This window comes from Sulfurihydrogenibium subterraneum DSM 15120, from assembly GCF_000619805.1.
GTDB lineage: Bacteria > Aquificota > Aquificia > Aquificales > Hydrogenothermaceae > Sulfurihydrogenibium > Sulfurihydrogenibium subterraneum.
This window is the reverse complement of sequence record NZ_JHUV01000010.1, coordinates 133,903-153,569: the sequence shown is the minus strand read 5'-3', so window position 1 is coordinate 153,569 and position 19,667 is coordinate 133,903. Positions and strand designations below refer to the sequence as shown.

The following is a 19,667-nucleotide window of genomic DNA, read 5'->3' as shown; positions in this document are numbered from 1 at the left end:
CTATTCTTCCCTCTCAGGAAAAAGTTTATCTAAATCTATTATACTTATAAATCCTTGAGGTGTTAAGGCTACGTTTGAAAGGTAATTACTGTATATACTGGTCATAGGATTTGGCTCTAAATTATCTTCTGGAATTTTTAACACACCGTAAACAGAGTCTACAAGTATAGCTAACTTGCCTAAGTTTGTTTCTAATATAATAAGTCTTGTTGGTTCTTTTGTCTCCTTCACTCCTACCATCTCTTTTATTGATACAACAGGAAGTATCTCACCCCTTAGGTTTATTACTCCTTTTATGTAGTGTAGGGTCAGAGGGACGGGAAAAATTTCTAATATCTTTGATATTTCTAAAACATTTTTAAGGGATATACCTATAAATTCGTCTTCCAGGTACACTCCTAAAAACTCTAAAATTTTAGTGGTATCTTGTCCGTAAATTACTGGTTTTTTTTGTGTCGATAGTACTAAGCTCATAATGACCCTCCTATACTTTTAAGGCATTACTGTTTAAGTTTTTAAGGAGTTCTACTAAATCAAGTATTAAAACGATTTTACCATCTCCTGTTATAGTAGCTCCTGATATACCGTGCAAGTCTCCAAATATTTTTCCAAGTGGTTTAACAACTATCTCTTCATCTCCAAAAAGGTCTTCTACTGTAAATGCTACTCTCTGATTACCAATGAGACATACTATTATATATCCTGTCTTACAAGGAGGCACTTTTAGCATATCATATATGTTTATAAGTGGTAAAGCTTTCTCTCTTAATATTAATACTTCTTTCCCAGACAGTGTTTTTACTGTCGCATTTTCTACAGATATAATTTCAGTTACTAAGAATATAGGTATAGCAAATCTTCTTCCACTAACAGATACAAGCAGAGACCTTATTATGCCAACTGTTAAAGGAAATGCCATAGATATCTTTGTTCCTTTACCTTTTTCACTCCATATATCAATGGTTCCTCTAAAGTTTATAACTGTATTCATTACAGCGTCCATTCCTACGCCACGTCCAGATATTTCTGATACTTTATCCTTGGTTGAAAAGCCCGGTAAGAAAACAAGTTGCAATATCTCTTTTTCTGTCATTTTTTCAAGTTGTTCCTTTGTTATTATTCCTTTTTCTATCGCCTTCTGGGCTACTTTTGCTGGGTCTATTCCTCTTCCGTCATCTTCTACTTCAAGATAAACTCTATCTCCTTGATAGTAAGCCCTTAGAACTAATTTGCCGATAGGTGGTTTTCCAAGTCTCTTTCTTTCTTCAGGAGTTTCTAATCCGTGGTCTAAGGCATTCCTTATCAAGTGGACTAAAGGTTCTTCTAACTTTTCAAGAATAGATTTATCCATCTCCGTATCTTCGCCTTCAATTATAAGATTTACTTCTTTTCCTACTAACTTTGATAAGTCCCTTACTACTCTGCTAAACTTTTGGAAGAGCCTCTTAACAGGTTGCATACGGGTTTTCATAACTGCAAGTTGCAAATCTCCTACTATTTTATCTATTGAAGATGCAACTGATTCTATCTCTTCTATGTACTTATTTGAAGCCATGTTTTGTGTCAGTTCCTGAACGCTTCTCAAAAGCCTGTTTCTATCTAAAACCAGCTCTCCTACAAGGTTCATAAGGTTTTCTATCTTTTGAACGTCTATCCTTAAAACCCTCTCTTCTTCATCTTTTTTCTGAGGTTTTTGAGGTTTTTTCTCTTCTTTTTTTGTTTCTTCTATCTTAGTCTCTTCTATGTTATTTTCTTCTGTCGTTGGTGTCTCTAAATCTCTCTTTATTATTTCTTCTTCTACAGCTTCAAGCATCTTTTTAGCTGTTTCTTCTTCTATACTTTGGATTATGTCTGTAGGTATAGGTTTTGTCTCAGCACCAACATTTAACAAGTTATCTATGTAATCTACTATCTCTTTTGGTCTTTTGTTTGGTGGCATTAAAACTAACTCTTCGAGTATCTCTTCTATGGTAAGACCTTTTAGGTGTGATAAACCGTACTTATCTAACAACCTGTCTAATGTTATTTCTCCTTGGTCTTGAGAGGAAGAATGTTTTGGTTTGTCTGTTAATATTTCAGTGAGATTTTCTATAATATCTGTAGGTTCTTCAGGTTCTTCTCCAGATTGATAATCCCTTATAGCATTTTTAATGTAATCAACTGCCTTAAGCAAAACGTCAAGAATTTCCGAAGTGATTTTCAGCTTCCCTTCTTTAACTTTTCCCAGTATGTCTTCAGCTTTGTGTGCAACATCTACTATTTTTGTTAATCCTAAAAAACCAGCTCCACCTTTAAGAGTATGCATACTTCTAAAAGCTGAGTTTATCAAATCTTGATTTTCGGCATCTTTTTCAAGGCTTAGTAGTGCTGATTCTAAATTTTCTAAATGGTCTGATGCTTCAACTACAAACTCTTCAAAAATTTCTTTAAGTTCATCTGGAATCATTGCCCACCTCCATACTTTTCTATCAGTTGGGTTAAGTGTTTTGCATCAAACTTTACTAAGTAGTCATCCGCACCTACATTTCTTGCTTTTTGCTGGTTTGCTTCGTCTGATAGAGTTGTGTTTACTATTACAGGTAGATTTAAAAATCCGGGAGTGTTTTTTATTAAATTTGTAAGTGTAAGACCATCCATTTCTGGCATCTCAATATCTGTAAGTACTACATCTATATAGTCTTTTACGCTTTTACCGTAAGCGGAAGCTTGGTTATAAATCTCCTGTAGTTTTTCCCACGCTTGCTTTCCGCTTTCTGTAAGTATAACTTCGTGTCCTGCAGATTCTAAAATGTCTTTTATTATCTTTCTTGCTACAGCAGAGTCTTCGGCTACGAGTATTCTTAACTTTTTCTTTGCTTCTCTTTTTTCTGCTTCGGTAGGTACGTTAAATACGTAAAGTAAGTTCATATCATTTAGTATTCCTTCAAAGTCAAGGATAAGTAAAAATCCATCTTCTACTTCTACAACCCCTGTAATCCTACCATTTAATCTTTGATTAATAACTTCAGGTGCTTTTTTAATGTCTTTCCAAGATATTCTTCTTATCCTGTTTGCTTTATGTATAATAACTCCTACCTTTTCTCTTAAAAACTCCATAAACAGAAGATACTTTTTTCTTTCGGGAGGTTCTGGTATGTTCATCCACTTTGCAAGGCTGATAACTGGTATAAGTTCTCCCCTTATCTCTGCCATACCTTCTACTTGAGGTGGCATGTTTGGAATTTTTGTTAAAGGTGGTGTTCTTAAAACTTCTCTTACTTTGGCTACATTAACTCCTAATATCCATTCGTATAATCCTTCTTCTCTATCTTCATATATTCTAAAATCTATTATCTCAAGTTCGTTCTGTCCGGTTTTTAGTATATCCGGAAGTCCATAGTTGTCACTCATAACAAACCTCCATTTTAACTGTTATCTTTTTCCTTGCAATTTTCCTCTAACTTTTCTATCTCATGTTGAAGTTCATTTACAATTATCCCTATCTCTGCTGCTATTTTGTTTGTGTCGTCTGCCAATTTTCTAAACTCTCCTGCAACGACTGAAAAACCCTTTCCCATCTCTCCTACTCTTGCAGCTTCTATGGCGGCGTTTAAAGCCAAAAGATTGCTTTGTTTTGCAATCTTTTTTATGTTTTCTACCATCTTTTTTATCTCGTTGATCTTTTCTACGTGTTTCATTGTCATATACCTCCGTTCACTTGAATACAGTTTTTTTAAATTGGAGAAAGATGTTTATTAATATCTAAACTTAATTTCTGCTCCATCTAAATAAATCAACATTTATACCTTCTTAAAAAGATTTTAAAAGATATTTTTTTCTTTCTTCTTGTACATCATCCATAAGCTTAAACAGCTCCATAGAATCATTTTCAGCTTTTTGAAGGTTGTTAAATATAAGTTGTCTATGTTTTACAATATCCTCTCCTTTTTCTATAAGTTCTATAAGTGGATAGAGAGTTTGATGAAAGTCTTTATGGTATTCTTCTATCTGCTTAAATGAGTTAAATACTTTAAACTCTTCAGATTCTTCTGAATAATACCACTTTCCGAATTTGCAGTTATGATGGTCTGTAAAATTAAAGACTAATTCTTCCTGTGATAAAGATGAGTATGTGTTGTTTTTAAATATTATGTGATCCAACTTTCTTGCCGAAAAGAACGCTATATCTGAAATGTAAATAGCCAATCTGTTTACCGTATCTGCTTGTCTTTCGAATTCTTTTGCTATATCTTTAAACGATTTAATCTCTTCGACTGAATTTTTAGCCATATCTACCATCTTTTCTGTTTCTTTTGCTACGTCTTTACTTTGTGATTGTAGGTGAGTAATAGACGTTGTTATCTCTTCTGTTGCTTTTTGTGTTTTCTCCGCAAGTTTTCTAACCTCATCTGCAACGACTGCAAAACCTCTTCCCATCTCTCCTGCCCTTGCTGCTTCTATCGCTGCATTTAGTGCAAGTAAGTTTGTCTGGTCTGCTATCTCTCTGATAAGGTTTACCACTTCTGAAATATCAGATATCTTTCTTGTAAGGTTAAGCACAACATCAGAAGATTGTTTTATTGATTCTATAATTTGGTTTAAGTGTTCTACTATCTCTTCTATCTTCTCTAAACCTTCTTCGGATACCTCTTTTGTTTTACTGCTTTCATTTTTTATATTTTGTATCTCTTGGACTATTCTTCCAAGGTCTTTACTTATTATTTGTAAGTTTGATGATATTCCACCGCCTAATTTGCCCATCTCTTCAATCATAAGTGTCTTCTCTATAAATCTGTCATTTTCCTCTATAGCTTTTAAAGGTTTTTTCAAAGACAGCATAACAACCTTAAACGTTCCAGTAAACCCAAAATCTACAGGTTTTCTCCAGTATTTTCTATGGGAAGCATACTCTATTGGTGTTTTTAACTCTCTTATAAACACATCAACTTGGTCTAAAAGGTAGTTTATATCATGGGCAAGTTTTAAAAGCTCTCCTCTTTCTTTTTCTTTTATAAGTCTTGGTTCAAGATTACCCTTCTCTGCCTCTGTTAGAACATAAGATATTCTCTTTATAAAACCTTGAACTTTTCTAATATTAACAAAAATTATCCAAGCTGTTATAAAGTTAATAAGATTTAAAACTCTTATCAAGTCAAAACCATGTTTGTAAATCTCTATGACAAGTGCAAAAGAAAATATACCTATAGATAGCATGTTAGCATACTGTATTATAGTCAGCGAAGATGGTTTGTTATACTCTTTCATCCTCAGTCCTCCTTAAATGTAATCGTAAATACGAACTCTTCGTAAGATTTACTCACTTGCTTTAACTTCTCATCTAAAAGTCTTACTCCCGCTTCTAATCCTCCTCTACTTTCCGCCTCTTTTAGTTCTCTATAGAGAGGTTCTATAATGTTTGTAAGAACGTCTCTGTTTAAAACAGGTCTTCTATCGGATGTATAACCAATTATTTTTCCACTACTGTCAAAGGTAGGCGTTACATGGGCAAAAACCCAGTAATAACTACCATCTTTTGCCATATTTTTTACGTATGCAAATAATTCTTCTCCTTTTTGAATTGTATCCCACAGAAGTTTAAATATAGTTCTTGGCATATCTGGATGCCTTACAATGTTGTGTGGTTTTCCGATAAGTTCCTCTTCTGAGTATCCAGCAATTTCGCAAAAAACAGGATTTGCGTAAGTGATAATACCTTTTGTATCTGTTTTTGATACGAGGAACCTATCTGGTGGTACCGGAACTTCTACCGGTTTTGGTGTTGGTCTTTCCATTTTTTACCTCCATTTATGTTAGTTTAAATTTCAAAATTAATTGAGTTATTTCGTTTTTGACTTTGTTTAATTTTTCGGTTGTGTATCTTAAATTATCGGTTATTTCTTTTGTTTCTAAAGATTTTTCTGAAATATCTTCAATTTTTTTACTCATATCTTCTACTGCTTTTGTTATTTCTATGGCAGAGTTTAAAGACTGCTTTGAACTTTCAAGCATTTGTATTACTTTTTCTTTAGTTAATGTAGAGTTTTCTTTAAGTTTTGATATATCATCACTTAAATTTTGAATTTCTTTTGCATTTTTGAACATACTATCACTAGTTTGGTATATCTTAGATATAACATCTCCTATTACATTTTCTATCTGAGATATACTATTTTGCGTTTTCTCTGCAAGTTTTCTAACTTCATCTGCAACAACTGCAAAACCTCTTCCCATCTCTCCTGCTCTTGCTGCTTCTATTGCCGCGTTCAGTGCAAGTAAGTTTGTTTGTTCAGCTATATCTAATATTAATGACATAACTGATTTTATATTTTCAGCTTGATTTTGTAATTTTAAAATTTCCTGAGATATGTTTTGCTCTTCATAACTTATAATGTTTATATCTTTAATTAAATTATCTATCTCTTTTTCAACCATTTCAAGATTATCTTTACTTTCATTAGCTAACTTTTCTGTCTCCTGTGCAACATTTTTAGACTGAAGAGCTTTATCTTTAATAAAATCACTCATATTTTTAACTTCTTCTATAGATTCATTTTGTTTTATAACTTTTTCTGAAATATTTTCTACACTTTCTGAAACTTCTTTTTCAGCTAATACTAAATCATCTACTTTCTTTCTAATGTTTATTAGTACACTTTGAACTTTTTCTATAAACTTATCTATGTATGACGCGGCAATTCCTATTTCGTCTTTATTTTTTATATTTAGTCTCTTTGTTAAATCTCCTTCTCCTTCAGATATATTCTTTGCCGTTTCAGTTAATAAATTAAGAGGTTTAAACAAGAAAAATCCTAAAAAGATTAAAGAAGATATAATAATTATAACGATTAAAATAATAAACAAACCAACAAGTGTCTTTAAATTGTTAGATATAGTTTTATCTGTTTTCTTCATACTTTTAGTAATATCTATAACACCTAAGACATCCCCTTCTTTTGCATTAACGTGACATTTTAAACACATCTGTTCAGCGATGGCAGGTTTTAAGATTCTTAAATGTCTATCTCCATTTTGTGTAAACTCAAATATCTTTTCTTTTTTACTTTCAAAAACTTCTAAAACATCTTTATCGTTTGTATATTTTGCATCTGGTCTAAATAGTTCTATAACTTGTTTAGATTTGTGAACGTTAAAACTATGCATACCCTCAATTCTTTTTATCTCGTTAGCTGCTGATTCAACGAGTTCTGGATTTCCGGTATTCATGGCTATTCTTAGAGACCTAAAAGCTGTTTCTGCCAATAAAGAAATCTCATCGTAAGAAGATTGTTTTTGTAATTTTTTAAAATCAATATATACTGCTGAAATGATGACAATACAGGCAATAATTGAGCCAACTATTAAACTCCACACAATTTTTGCTCTAATCGTTTTCATGAACATTTAACCTCCCATACAATCAACTTTTTATCTAACTGTTAAATTTTTACCATTTTTCTTTGCTACTTGATAATTTTAACATATTAATTCTTTTCGTCTTTTTATTTAAAAATTATATTAAAATAAATAAAAAAAAATCACGGTAGGTTTTAAAGTAATGGTTTATAGACTTTTAGAAGTTATCCGACAAAAAAAATCATACATATTAAAGTATTTAGAAAACAAAGATTTAGATATCTCTTTACAAGAGATTTTAGAAAAATGGAACAGCTACAGCCCAGCAGGTAAAGACATACACATAGCAGCTTCTGATGGGTCTTTTTACAGTAAACAGTATCTTGGATTTTTCTTAGGAGTGTTTAGCGGTTATGCAGAGAGCTTTGACCCAAAAACCCAAGAAGCTGACAGTGATTTTGTTGGAGACGTTTATTTATCCGTTATAAAACAGTCTGATAACTTTAAGACTTTACTCACACTTTTTATGTTTTTGTCAGAAGTAAAGGCAGTTTATAACCTTGCCAAAAGAAAAAAACCAGATTTTATAATGTTAGATGGAACAATAACAAGTAAATTTATAATACCTTTTCCTCTACCTTACTGGTTTACAAAAGAAGAATCAGAAGATTTACTTAGTTTAATAAAACAACTTTATCCAAAAGTAAAAGATAACTGTTTATCATATCCTTACATATACTCTCTGTCCCAAGAGATTGAAAAAGAAGTTTTAAGCAATCTCTCTGATAAAAGAAGAGATTTATTAGAAGTAGTAATATCTCAGCTTGCCTACTACGAGCATCTTATAACCCTGTACAACCTTTTAAATCTTGAGTACAAACCGATAATAATAGGACTTGCAAAAACAAGTACAGGAACAGACCTTTTAAAGTCCTCTGTCCCTGACATAAAACTTTTTCTTGAGTATTGTAAAGATTTAGGCTACTCACAACCTGTGTATCAAAACCTACAAAGTTTAAAATCAGAGTTTGGACAGCTGCAGTATGTAGACCTTGACTTAAACAATAAGTTATACGATTTAACGATAGAGTCTTTTTATGCAAAGTATAGCGATGTCAGGTCTATTAACCTTATAGAGTATTTTCAACATCCAGACAGGGCAAGTGTAAAAGAGGAAGAAATCTTAGACTACTTACGAAATACCACTTCCGTTTACAACTACCCATTAAGACTTAAGATGGTAGACAAACAAGTAAGGATAACAGCAGCAGATTTTGAGCTGATAGAAAGAGAGCTTGGACTGAGCTTTTCAATAACAGGAAGGGAAGCTCTTTGAAAATAAATGAAAAATTAATTGAAATTCAATCAGTTGGGATAGTTATTCTAACGGTTATAACCGTTGTATTTTCTTACCTGAGTGTAATTTTTAAAGATAAACCTAAATACTCAGCTGATAATCTTAAAATAGATGTAAACAAAGCAGACCAGCTAACCCTTGAAAAAGTGCCTTACATAGGAGAAAATACTGCTATTTTAATCATACAAGACCGTCAAATAAGAGGATATTATAAAAGTATTGAAGAGTTAAAGTGGATAAGAAACTATGACAAAGCAAAAGAATACTTAAAATTACAGGAGTAGCAAAATGAGTAGCAGAATAGAGGCTTTGATAAAAGCATTGGAAAAAGACCCTAACAATCCGTTAGGGCTTTACGGACTTGCCTTAGAGTTTTATAAAGAAGGTAGATACGAAGATGCAATAGTGTATTTTAAAAAATATCTAAGTGTTTACGACGACCAAGGAGCTGCTTATAGAACCTTAGCACAGGCTTATGTAAATATTGGCGATATAGAACAGGCTATAGAAACATACGAAAGAGGAATAGAGCAGGCAAGGAAGTACAACCATCCAACAATGGTAGAAGAGTTTAAACAGGAGATAGAAAGATTAAAGTCCTTGTTATAAGATTATCATCTTTAGGTGATGTTATACTATCTTCAGCTGTATTAGACCCTTTGTATCAAAGTGGTTATCAGATAGATTTTTTAACTTTTAAACCATTCTCACAGATTTTCGAAAAAGATTACAGAATTAAAAATCTTATAGCAGTTGACAAAAGTCAACTAAAATCATTTAAAGATATACTGAAATTTTCTAAAACTCTTGGAAAATATGATTATATAATTGACCTTCACGGTAATCTAAGGTCTTTTTTGTTATCTACTTTTACCAAAGGGAAAGTTTTAAGGTATAAAAAACAAAGTTTAAAAAGAAGACTAAAAATGTTAGACCCAAACTTTAATGTTGTAAAGGCATACTTAGATACTTTAAAACCTCTTGGAATATCGGGAGATTACAGACCAAAAGTTATATTAGACCAAGAAGATTTAAACTCCGTTGAAAATCTCATTCTACAAAATTACATCGTAATAGGTGCAGGAGCAAGATATTTAAGCAAAATGTATCCTTACTACGACCAAGTAGCAGAGATTTTGATAAGTAAAGGATACAACATTGTTTTAGTTGGTAGCAAAGAAGACAAAGAAAAAGACCAAGCTATTTATCCTCAGCAAGTAATAGACTTTAGAGGAAAACTTTCTATAAGACAGAGCTTTGCTGTTATCTCAAAATCAAAGCTTGTAATAAGTAATGACTCAGCTGTGGCACACATGGCAAGATCTGTTGGCGTAAAGGTATTGATGATATACGGCTCAACCCATCCATACTTTGGATTTGCTCCTTTGAAAGACGAAGGAGATTACATATTTAAAGGATTAAAATGTCAGCCTTGTACTTTACACGGTAAAGATAGCTGTAAATACGGAGATTTTAGATGCCTAACCTCAATATCTCCTCAAGAGGTAGTAGAAAAGACTCTTTCATTGCTTTAAAAAAATAAAACAATGTTATAAAATATACTTTATAAATGTTAAAGCTGGAGTTTATTAGATTGGGTTATATATATATAACTGAAGACATAAAAGAAAAGATTGATAGATACTTAGAACATTTTCCTGTAAAGGATCAAGCTATAATACAATCTCTTCATCTTATATACTCAAAATATCGAGACATAACGTTAGAACATATGCAGGAGCTGTCAGACTACCTTCAAGTACCTCTTGCTCATATAGAAGGTATAGTAAGTTTTTATGACATGTTTAGAGTAAAAAGAGGTGCAAGACACCACATAAGAGTGTGTAAAAATCTTCCATGTCATGTAATGGGTTGTAAAAAGTTGATAGAGTTGTTTGAAAAGCTTACAGGAGAGAAGGCAAACCAAGAAAGTAAAAATGGAAGATTTTACATAGAGACGGTAGAATGTATAGGAGCTTGTAGTATAGCACCTGCTTTTATGATAGACGATGATTTGTATGACGGAACAAAAATAACAGAAGGTAAGTTAAATGAGATACTATCCAAATATACCTGATTTAAACGCAAACAGCTCTATAAACCTTCTTTTAAAAAGGGCAAAAGAGAATAGAACAGTATGGATAGAGGAGTACGAAACAACAGGTGGATACTCCGCATTAAAAAAAGCTTTAACAAAACTAACTCCAGAAGACATAGTTATAATGGTAGAAGAAAGCACTCTTAGAGGAAGAGGAGGAGCTGGATTTCCTACTGGAAGAAAGTGGAGATTTGCTCTTGCAAACCCTAAGCCAAGATATCTGATATGCAACGCTGACGAAAGCGAGCCAGGAACCTTTAAAGATAGAATCATAATAGAAAGAGACCCACACTTACTTATAGAAGGAATGATTATATCAGCTTACGCCTTAGGTGCAGAACTTGGATTTATCTACATTAGAGGAGAGTATCCTGCTGGGTACATGATACTTGAAGATGCAATAGAGGAAGCAAGGAAAAGAGGCTATTTAGGAAAAAATATATTAGGAACAGATTTTTCATTTGACATACTGGTATACCGAGGAGCTGGAGCTTACATATGTGGAGAAGAGACAGCTCTTATAGAAAGCCTTGAAGGTAAGAGAGGACATCCAAGACTAAGACCTCCTTATCCCGCAAACGAAGGACTTTTTGGAAGACCTACAGTCGTAAACAATGTAGAAACTCTATCTAACATTCCAATAATAGTGACTTACGAGAACTATTACATGAATATAGGACCTGCTGGATACTATGGACCAAAGCTTTTTCCTGTTAGTGGAAAAGTGAACAAGCCCGGTGTGTATGAATCTACTATGGACATTACACTCCGTGAACTTATAGATATGGCTGGAGGTATGAAAGACAGTAAGAAGTTTAAAGCTGTCTTTGCAGGAGCTTTAGGCGTTTATTCAGAAAGAGATTTAGATACACCTATGGACTACTCACCAAAGGGTTTTGGAGGAACGGGTACAACCATAGTATTAGCAGAAGATGACTGTATTATAGATGCTCTTATCGTTATAGGTGAGTTTTTCCATCACGAAAGCTGTGGAAAATGTACTCCTTGTAGAGTAGGAACTTATGAACTTTTGAATATACTAAAAAAATTCCAAGATGGAACAGCAACTGAGAAAGATATAAAATATTTAGAACATCTATGTGATAACATTCCTGTTGGTTCAATATGTGGTCTTGGATATTCAGCTCCTAACGCTGTAAGAGATGCTTTAAGAAAGTTTAAAGATGAATTTTATGCACACATTGAGAAAAAATGTCCAGCTGGAGTTTGTTTTAAGGAGTAAAAAATGCTATACAGAATTTCGATAAAAACCTCATCTCATACAGATTTTATAGATATTACCTCAAAAGTAAGGGAAATTGTAAGACAGTCTAAAGTAGAAGAAGGATTATGCGTTATCTACGTCCCCCACACGACAGCTGGAGTATTTATAAACGAAAATGCAGACCCAGATGTTGTTTACGATGTAAAAAACCATCTTGAAAAGTTAGTCCCATGGATAAACAACTACAAACACTTAGAAGGAAATGCAGCTGCACATATAAAATCAATTTTGACCGGAAATTCAATCTCAATAATCATTGACAAGGGGGATTTACTACTGGGGACTTGGCAGGGAATATTCTTTGCAGAGTTTGACGGTCCAAGGAGTAGAAATGTTTTTATCAAAATAATAGAATGATAATAATCATAGTATATATGAATATATATTCACTATAATTAAATATAGTCATGTTATATTAAAAAAATGGAGGTATGTATCATGAGAAAATTTTTAACAGTCCTTTCATTGTCTTTACTTTTATCTTTTTATTCAGTGTTAGCTGCGGAAGTTCAATTTGAAAAAGGTTATTATTACGTTGTTATTAAAAATGCTAACTTTGACAGAGTTAACGAGGTACTTAAGACAGAGATAGAAAATCATAAATGGGGAGTAATTCATACAATGAACGTAGATAAAACTGTAAAATCAAACACACCTCACAAAACTTACTTACTATGTAGAGCAGATTATCTAACAGAAGGATTAAAATTTAATAAAGATGTGATAAGTGTTTTGATACCTTGTAGAATATCTATTTATCAGGATAAAAATAATATTAAAATCTTAGTTGAAGATGTAGAATCAGCTTCATCTAACTTTGGTGTAGAAGATAAAAGATTTAAAGCATTTTTAAAACAAGTTACAGAAGAAATGAAAAGTATCCTTCAAAAAACAGCAGACCATTTTGAAAAGAGACAAAATAACCCTTCAATGTAAGAAATGTGGGAGTGTTTAATCGCACTCCCATTTGTATCCCACTCCCCTGACTGTTTTAATACAGTTTCCATACTCTCCTAAAACTTCTCTTAATTTTTTGATATGAACGTCTATTGTTCTATCGTATATGTCTTTATCCCATTTCCATATATTTTCTAATATGTAATCTCTTGATAAAACTCTACCTTCTGCGTTAACAAGGGCTAAAAGTAGTTTAAACTGTGTTATAGTAAGGTTAATGTGTTGTCCTTTTATAGTAACTTCAAACTTTTCTGGGATAATCTCTAAATCTTTAAATTTATACTTAGGTTTTGCAGTTGGAAAGTGGTAAGACTTAGACCTTCTAATTACAGCCTTAACTCTTGCTAAAAGCTCTCTAAAAGAAAAAGGTTTTGTTACATAATCATCAGCTCCAAGCTCTAAGCCTACTATTTTATCTATTTCTGTACTTTTTGCAGTTAGCATAATTAAGGGTGTATGGCTTATTTCTTTATCAGACCTGACTAACTTACAAAACTCAAGCCCATCAACCTCTGGCATCATTAAGTCTAAAACCACAGCATCTGGTTTATCTTGTTTAATGTGTTCAAACGCTACCTTACCATTAGGAAAAGACTTTACTTCAAATCCTTCTTTTTTAAAGTTGTAAGTTAGTAGTTCGTTGATGTCTTCATCGTCTTCAATTACATAAATGAGTGCCATTTTTATACCTCCAGTTTATACTTATTCGGTGAGTATTTTAATGTTATTACTCTCATTATAACTAATAAAAAGATAATACCTATTAGTAATATAGAAAACTCTGTAGAAATATTATGTTGATACAATCCTATCACCAGCTCCCTAAGGAGTATGATTATTGAGATGTCTATAATTACAGATATTCTAACTCTTTTTAAAGCTATGTAGTCGTTTATACTTTTTATTATCTCTATCATTATGAAGATAGACAGAGTATTATTTATAAGGCTTTCTATCATCTGTTTAAGGTTAGGGTAATTTTGATAAAGGCTAAAAATTATATTGAATATACTTAGACCAAGTCCAAAAGATACTATTATCTCTAATATAAATAGTGAGATTAGTATTGCATTATCCAGCACTCTAAACTTTAAAATTTTTTCTACGGTTAGCATAGTGAAGATTTTAATAAGATTAATTTAAGATTTTATTAAGATTTTGTTAAGAAATTTTTATATTAACGGGACTTACTCCGGCATAGGAGGTTCGGCTTATCCTTGCTTCCTTCCGGACCTGGGGAGGTTCACCGTCTCCTACCCGGAGGGTCCCGATTGTTTTCTACTGCCAAGCGGATGGGGCGGGATTCGAACCCGCGGTACGGGGATTACCCGTACACAGCATTTCCAGTGCTGCTCCTTCGGCCACTCGGACACCCATCCTTTATTAGAATAAAATATTATACCACACTACGATTTTTTCAATTTTAAATTTTCTTAACAATCTTTGTCTTATCGTTAAGTTTTATTAATTTTTCCTTCGTTAAATTTTAACAATTTTTTTGTATTCTTTCTGAGTAAATAATTTTTACAGGAGGTTATGTTTATGAAGAAGAGTTTAGCATTACTTGCTCTTATGGGGGCAGTAGGTTTATCTCAGGCAGCTGTAGTTGAGAACCCTATTCTTAAAAAGTTAGTAGAAAAGGGTATCTTAACAGAGCAGGAAGCAGCAGCGATTGACGAACAACTTGCACAGGAAGAAGCTGAAAAAGCAAAGTATCAAGCTGAAATTGACAAGACAGCAATGGAAGCAAAGGAGAAGTTAAGCAAGTTAGAGAAAAAATGGGGAGACATGCCAGCTTTAGCAGGAAAGTTTAAAAAGTTTGAAATTGGCGGAAAAGCCTACATAGGTTATACTTACACAGTTGACAAAAAACAATACACAGGAAACAACGACAGAGGGGACTTTGAAGTAAGAAGATTCTACTTTGATACAAAAGCATACTTAAAAGACAAAGACCACATAAGATTTACTACTGATTTATCAGCTGGTACAGATTACAAATTAAAAATTAAATACGGATATCTCTACAAAGACATCTCTGAATTAATACCACATACTGGATTTGAGTTTGGTGTGGCTCACACTCCTTGGATAGACTTTGAAGAGCATACAGGCTGGTGGTATAGAAGTGTAGATAAAACATTTGCTGAATCTGGATACGGTATGGGACTTTGGCCGTCTGCTGACCTTGGAATCAACTTTAAAACAAAAACTCCTTATATATCTTCTGAAATAGGAATGTTTAACGGAGAAGGTTATGACAAAATAAAAACAAGCTCTACAAAATCTTCTGGAATACATAACTCATTTGAAGGTAGAATCACATATCACATCCTTGGAAACGGAGATAAAAAGTTAAATCCAACAAAAGACCAGTATGCAAACATATCTTTACACTTAGCATCTAACATAGGTTATAACGATGCATACACAACTCACAAAAATCTAAACCTTTACCACATACACGCAGTTTACAACCATCCAATGTTTTTAATAGCAGCTCAGTATGGAAAAGTTGACTACAATACAGCATCTGCCAACGCTGGTGATGGATACTCTGTAAACCTTGAGGTTAGACCTGTTCAAGATTGGTCAATCTTTGGAAGATATGATTACTGGAAACCAAAAAATAAACAAGGTGTGGCAACTGCCTATTGGGATAAGAGAAGAGCTTATTATGTAGGTGTTGCTTATACTATGAATAAGTATGTAAAATGGATTTTAAACTATGAAAACTTTGACTACTCTGGAAAAGATGATTTAGGTAATCTAAATAAATCTGCAAGCTACTTTGATAAGTCTCAATACAAACTCACAGCTGAGTTAAGTTGGTAATAGAGTTAAGAATGGGGGAGAGGGGGATTGTTAAAATTTTTTAACAAAAAATTAATGAAATTTTAAAAATTTTGATTTAAACTTAACTTAAGTAAATCTTGAAAGGAGGTAAAAAAGTGAAAACTATAGGAAAGTTAGCAATAGGGGGACTTTTAACAGTATCTACAGTAGTATTTGCAGCTGAGTTAACAGGAGCTGGAGCTACATTTCCATACCCAATTTATTCAGCTTGGGCTTACATGTATGAAAAAGCGACTGGTATAAAGTTAAACTACCAATCAATCGGTTCTGGTGGTGGTATAAGACAGATAGAAAACAGAACTGTTGACTTTGGAGCTTCTGACGCACCTTTAACTCCAAAAGAGTTAAACGAGAAAAAACTTTTACAATTCCCTACTGTTATAGGTGGGGTAGTTTTAGCCTACAACCTTCCAGAAGTCCAAGGAAAACAGTTAAACTTTGACGGAAGATCTATTTGTGATATCTACATGGGAAAAATTAAAAAGTGGAATGACCCATACTTACAACAACTAAACCCAGGAGTTAACCTACCTGATAGAGATATCACAGTAGTAAGAAGGTCTGACGGTTCAGGTACAACTTGGATATTTACAAACTACCTATCAAAAGTATGCCCAGAATGGGAAAAACAAGTTGGATACGGAACGTCTGTTAACTGGCCTGCAGGTATAGGTGGAAAAGGAAACGAAGGTGTTGCCAACTACACTAAAAGATTTAGAGGTGCTATCGGATACGTAGAGTACATCTACGCGAAACAAAACAACATGCCTGTGGCTAAAGTTAAAAACAAAGAAGGAAACTTCGTAGCTCCTTCTGTTGAATCCTTCCAAGCTGCAGCTGCAAACGCTAAGTGGGACAAAAAACAACACTTTTACTATGTTTTAACAGACCAACATGGTAAAAACAGTTATCCTATAGCTGGAGCGACATTCATACTTTTAGCAAAAGACAGACCTGAATCTTCTAAAAAAGCAGTTCAATTCTTTGATTGGGCATTTAAAAACGGAGACCAAGAAGCTATAAGATTAAACTACATACCATTACCACAAAACGTAAAAAATCTTATAAGAGAATACTGGAAAGAAAACGGTTTAATGTAAGCTTCCCATGTTTAACCTCCATCGTTTTCTCCCCCACGATGTAGTGGGGTTTTTTTGTTTTATAATAGTTAAGGAAAACAAATTTTTAAGGTGGGATTATGAACAGTGTAAACTCTGCGTTAAAAAAAGCTAAATTCTTAGAATACATATTTAGAGTAGTACTTGGTTTTGCAGCTTTATTTATAGGGATAATACTTCCTATTGTAATTTTTATTATTCTATATAAAGAAGCATCTCTCGCAATAGATAAATTGGGAATAATAAACTTTATAACTTCTACTGATTGGGATCCAGTTGCTGGAAAATTTGGAGGGTTGGTTCCTCTTGTAGGTACCTTAATAGCAACCTTTTTAGCCACTTTAATAGCAGCTCCTATATCTATGGGAATTGCTATTTTCCTTACAGAGTTATCCCCTAACAAATTAAAACCAATATTCTCAACAGCTATTGAGCTTTTGGCTGCAATACCAAGTATTATCTACGGTATGTGGGGGCTTTTCGTTGTTGCTCCACTTTTTGGTGAAAAGGTAGAGCCTTGGCTTCAAGATAAACTTGGAAGCGTTCCTGTTATAGGTAAACTTTTTGAAGGATCTCCAACAGGAGTTGACGTTTTGACAACTTCTTTAGTCTTAGCAATTATGATAATCCCTTTTATGAGCTCAGTTGTAAAAGATGCTTTTAACATGGTTCCTCCAATTATGAAAGAATCAGCCTATGCCCTTGGTGCAACTAAGTGGGAAGTGATAAAACAAGTTATGATTCCTATCACAGCTTCAGGTATAGCTGGTGGTCTTATTTTAAGTATAGGTAGAGCTCTGGGAGAGACTATGGCAGTTACATTTTTAGCTGGAAACGTAAACCAGATACCCCATTCACTTTTAGACCCGTTTACAACCATCACCGTAGCTTTAGCTAACCAATTTACAGAAGCTGACACAGATATTTACTTATCTTCTCTATACTTTTTAGCTTTAATCTTATTTATCATGTCCTTTATAATTTTATACTTGTCAAAATTGATGTTATTACAAATAGAAAAAAAGTGGAAGGTTTAAGATGGGTGCTAACAAGTTAAAAAGAAAAATTGAAAATTACACATTTTTAACCCTTTCTTTATTTTCAGCTGTTTTTGGGTTGTTTTTCTTATTCTGGATACTGGGAGACTTGTTTATAAATGGATTTAAATACATCAACATAGACCTGTTTACAAAAGACCCAGTCCCACCAGGTATGGAAGGAGGAGGTTTAAAACACGCATTTATAGGGCACATAATAATTACATTTTTAGGAACTATAATAGGAACTCCAATAGGAATATTAGCAGGTATATACTTTGCAGAGTATGGAAGAAATTCAAAGATAGCAAGAATAGGAAGAAACATAGTTGACATTATGGTGAGCAACCCTTCTATAGTTATCGGAGCTGCTGTGTATGCTATCCTTGTTAAACCTGTTGGACACTTTATGGGAATAGCTGGAGGGGTTGCATTAGCACTGTTAATGATTCCAGTTATAGTTATCACAACTGATGAAATGATGAAATTAGTTCCCAGAGAAACAAGAGAAGCTGCTTACGCACTTGGAGCTCAACCGTGGCAGGTAAGTTTTCAGGTTGTTTTAAGAGCTGCAAAAGTGGGGGTTTTAACAGGGGTAATATTAGGAGTTGCAAGGATATCAGGAGAAACTGCACCATTGTTATTTACAGCTTTTAACAATAACTTTACTAACTTAGACCCTACAAAACCTATGGCATCTTTAACAGTTACAGTATTCCAATACGCTATGGGTCCTTACGACGAGTGGCACAGACAGGCTTGGGCTGCGTCGTTTATACTCACATTTGGCGTTTTAATCGCATCTATCACCGCAAGATACTTGATTCAAAGGAAAAAGCACTAACAGGAGGAGTTTTTCAAAATGGCAGAAAATTTAAAGATGGAAGTAAAAAACCTCAACTTTTACTATGCAGGCAATAAACTTGCACTAAAAAATATCAATATGCCTATTTATGAAAAGAAGATAACAGCTTTAATAGGTCCATCAGGTTGTGGTAAAACAACACTTTTAAGATGTTTTAACAGAATGCACGACTTATATCCAGGAAACAGATACGAAGGAGAGATACTTTTAGACGGAAAAAACATTTTAAGCAAAGATATAGACTTAATGGAACTCAGAACAAAAGTAGGAATGGTATTTCAAAAACCTACACCATTTCCTATGTCTATTTTTGAAAATATAGCCTATGGACTTAGACTTCAAGGTATAAAAAACAAAACAGAATTAAAAGACAGAGTAGAGCAAGCTTTAAAAGAAGCTGCACTTTGGGATGAAGTAAAAGACAGGTTAGATACCTCAGCCTTTGGACTGTCAGGAGGACAACAACAAAGACTATGTATAGCAAGAACTATAGCAGTAAAGCCAGAGGTTATTCTGTTTGACGAGCCTACCTCGGCGTTAGACCCAATATCAACGGCTAAGATAGAAGAGTTAACAGTAGAGCTAAAGAAAAACCACACAATAATCATCGTTACTCACAACATGCAACAAGCTGCAAGAGTATCAGATTATACAGCATTTATGTACCTTGGAGAGCTTATTGAATTTGACTCAACAGATATTATATTTACTAAACCAAACAAAAAATTAACAGAAGACTACATCTCAGGTAGATTTGGATAA

21 protein-coding genes, 1 tRNA gene, 1 other RNA gene and 1 pseudogene are annotated in these 19,667 nt (G+C 33.4%); 13 read left to right on the top strand and 11 right to left on the bottom strand.

Translation table 11 applies throughout. The annotated features are described in order from the left end of the window. The 7 genes and pseudogenes from Q385_RS0105150 to Q385_RS0105120 form a co-directional block, all read right to left on the bottom strand. Positions 1–474 (bottom strand): chemotaxis protein CheW, encoded by a 474-nt coding sequence (locus Q385_RS0105150; RefSeq protein ID WP_028950639.1) that lies wholly within the window; start codon positions 472–474, stop codon positions 1–3. 10 nt (positions 475–484) lie between these two features. Then, complete coding sequence (locus tag Q385_RS0105145) at positions 485–2,446, bottom strand: chemotaxis protein CheA (RefSeq protein WP_028950638.1); 1,962 nt, start codon at positions 2,444–2,446, stop codon at positions 485–487. Further along, on the bottom strand, positions 2,443–3,390 hold the full coding sequence (locus Q385_RS0105140; protein WP_028950637.1) for a chemotaxis protein: 948 nt from the start codon (positions 3,388–3,390) through the stop codon (positions 2,443–2,445). The genes Q385_RS0105145 and Q385_RS0105140 overlap by 4 nt, the downstream gene beginning before the upstream one ends. Positions 3,391–3,404: 14 nt before the next feature. Next, positions 3,405–3,629: pseudogene (locus tag Q385_RS0105135) on the bottom strand (methyl-accepting chemotaxis protein); the annotation flags it as partial. 160 nt (positions 3,630–3,789) lie between these two features. Then, positions 3,790–5,244, bottom strand: a complete 1,455-nt coding sequence (locus Q385_RS09585; RefSeq protein ID WP_028950635.1) for a methyl-accepting chemotaxis protein — start codon at positions 5,242–5,244, stop codon at positions 3,790–3,792. Positions 5,245–5,246: 2 nt separating this feature from the next. Beyond that, complete coding sequence (locus Q385_RS0105125) at positions 5,247–5,771, bottom strand: PAS domain-containing protein (RefSeq protein WP_028950634.1); 525 nt, start codon at positions 5,769–5,771, stop codon at positions 5,247–5,249. A gap of 13 nt (positions 5,772–5,784) precedes the next feature. Continuing rightward, positions 5,785–7,374, bottom strand: a complete 1,590-nt coding sequence (locus tag Q385_RS0105120) for a methyl-accepting chemotaxis protein (RefSeq protein WP_028950633.1) — start codon at positions 7,372–7,374, stop codon at positions 5,785–5,787. 160 nt (positions 7,375–7,534) lie between these two features. On the opposite strand from Q385_RS0105120, the gene Q385_RS0105115 reads away from it, so the two are divergent. The 8 genes from Q385_RS0105115 to Q385_RS0105080 all read left to right on the top strand — a co-directional run bounded on the left by Q385_RS0105115 (position 7,535) and on the right by Q385_RS0105080 (position 13,008). Continuing rightward, positions 7,535–8,668 carry a DNA double-strand break repair nuclease NurA gene (locus Q385_RS0105115; RefSeq protein WP_028950632.1) on the top strand — a complete coding sequence of 378 codons (1,134 nt, stop codon included), beginning with the start codon at positions 7,535–7,537 and terminating at the stop codon, positions 8,666–8,668. Continuing rightward, positions 8,665–8,973: a ComEA family DNA-binding protein gene (locus tag Q385_RS0105110; protein ID WP_028950631.1), complete on the top strand. Its 309-nt coding sequence runs from the start codon at positions 8,665–8,667 to the stop codon at positions 8,971–8,973. The genes Q385_RS0105115 and Q385_RS0105110 overlap by 4 nt, the downstream gene beginning before the upstream one ends. A 4-nt stretch (positions 8,974–8,977) precedes the next feature. Further along, positions 8,978–9,298, top strand: coding sequence for a tetratricopeptide repeat protein (locus tag Q385_RS0105105; RefSeq protein ID WP_028950630.1), 321 nt, complete (start codon positions 8,978–8,980; stop codon positions 9,296–9,298). 50 nt (positions 9,299–9,348) lie between these two features. Next, positions 9,349–10,224, top strand: coding sequence for a glycosyltransferase family 9 protein (locus tag Q385_RS0105100; protein WP_245596365.1), 876 nt, complete (start codon positions 9,349–9,351; stop codon positions 10,222–10,224). A gap of 59 nt (positions 10,225–10,283) precedes the next feature. Beyond that, positions 10,284–10,766: an NADH-quinone oxidoreductase subunit NuoE family protein gene (locus tag Q385_RS0105095; RefSeq protein WP_028950628.1), complete on the top strand. Its 483-nt coding sequence runs from the start codon at positions 10,284–10,286 to the stop codon at positions 10,764–10,766. Next, positions 10,741–12,030 carry a complex I 51 kDa subunit family protein gene (locus Q385_RS0105090; RefSeq protein ID WP_028950627.1) on the top strand — a complete coding sequence of 430 codons (1,290 nt, stop codon included), beginning with the start codon at positions 10,741–10,743 and terminating at the stop codon, positions 12,028–12,030. Before Q385_RS0105095 ends, Q385_RS0105090 begins: the two co-directional genes overlap by 26 nt. Before the next feature lie 3 nt (positions 12,031–12,033). Beyond that, positions 12,034–12,429, top strand: coding sequence for a secondary thiamine-phosphate synthase enzyme YjbQ (locus tag Q385_RS0105085; RefSeq protein ID WP_028950626.1), 396 nt, complete (start codon positions 12,034–12,036; stop codon positions 12,427–12,429). A gap of 81 nt (positions 12,430–12,510) precedes the next feature. Further along, positions 12,511–13,008: a DUF302 domain-containing protein gene (locus tag Q385_RS0105080; protein ID WP_028950625.1), complete on the top strand. Its 498-nt coding sequence runs from the start codon at positions 12,511–12,513 to the stop codon at positions 13,006–13,008. 15 nt (positions 13,009–13,023) lie between these two features. On the opposite strand, the gene Q385_RS0105075 is transcribed toward Q385_RS0105080, so the two are convergent. From Q385_RS0105075 to Q385_RS0105065, 4 genes are all read right to left on the bottom strand, one after another. Beyond that, positions 13,024–13,710: a response regulator transcription factor gene (locus Q385_RS0105075; RefSeq protein ID WP_028950624.1), complete on the bottom strand. Its 687-nt coding sequence runs from the start codon at positions 13,708–13,710 to the stop codon at positions 13,024–13,026. Positions 13,711–13,712: 2 nt separating this feature from the next. Then, the gene (locus Q385_RS0105070) at positions 13,713–14,144 is read right to left on the bottom strand and encodes a phosphate-starvation-inducible PsiE family protein (RefSeq protein WP_028950623.1); all 432 of its coding nucleotides are present in this window, start codon (positions 14,142–14,144) and stop codon (positions 13,713–13,715) included. A 61-nt stretch (positions 14,145–14,205) separates the two neighbouring features. Continuing rightward, positions 14,206–14,301, bottom strand: an RNA gene (ffs, locus tag Q385_RS09240) — signal recognition particle sRNA small type. A 17-nt stretch (positions 14,302–14,318) separates the two neighbouring features. Beyond that, positions 14,319–14,408: transfer RNA gene (locus tag Q385_RS0105065), tRNA-Ser, on the bottom strand. 163 nt (positions 14,409–14,571) lie between these two features. Here Q385_RS0105065 and Q385_RS0105060 point away from each other — a divergent pair. From Q385_RS0105060 to pstB, 5 genes are all read left to right on the top strand, one after another. Beyond that, entirely contained in the window at positions 14,572–15,864 is a 1,293-nt protein-coding gene (locus Q385_RS0105060) for a porin family protein (RefSeq protein ID WP_028950622.1), read from the top strand. 116 nt (positions 15,865–15,980) lie between these two features. Continuing rightward, a complete protein-coding gene (gene pstS / locus Q385_RS0105055) occupies positions 15,981–16,985 on the top strand; it encodes a phosphate ABC transporter substrate-binding protein PstS (protein WP_028950621.1) in 1,005 nt (334 codons plus the stop codon). A gap of 98 nt (positions 16,986–17,083) precedes the next feature. Continuing rightward, positions 17,084–18,040: a phosphate ABC transporter permease subunit PstC gene (pstC, locus tag Q385_RS0105050; protein WP_028950620.1), complete on the top strand. Its 957-nt coding sequence runs from the start codon at positions 17,084–17,086 to the stop codon at positions 18,038–18,040. Between the two features lies 1 nt (position 18,041). After that, on the top strand, positions 18,042–18,884 hold the full coding sequence (gene pstA / locus Q385_RS0105045) for a phosphate ABC transporter permease PstA (RefSeq protein ID WP_028950619.1): 843 nt from the start codon (positions 18,042–18,044) through the stop codon (positions 18,882–18,884). A gap of 18 nt (positions 18,885–18,902) precedes the next feature. After that, positions 18,903–19,667 carry a phosphate ABC transporter ATP-binding protein PstB gene (gene pstB, locus Q385_RS0105040; RefSeq protein WP_028950618.1) on the top strand — a complete coding sequence of 255 codons (765 nt, stop codon included), beginning with the start codon at positions 18,903–18,905 and terminating at the stop codon, positions 19,665–19,667.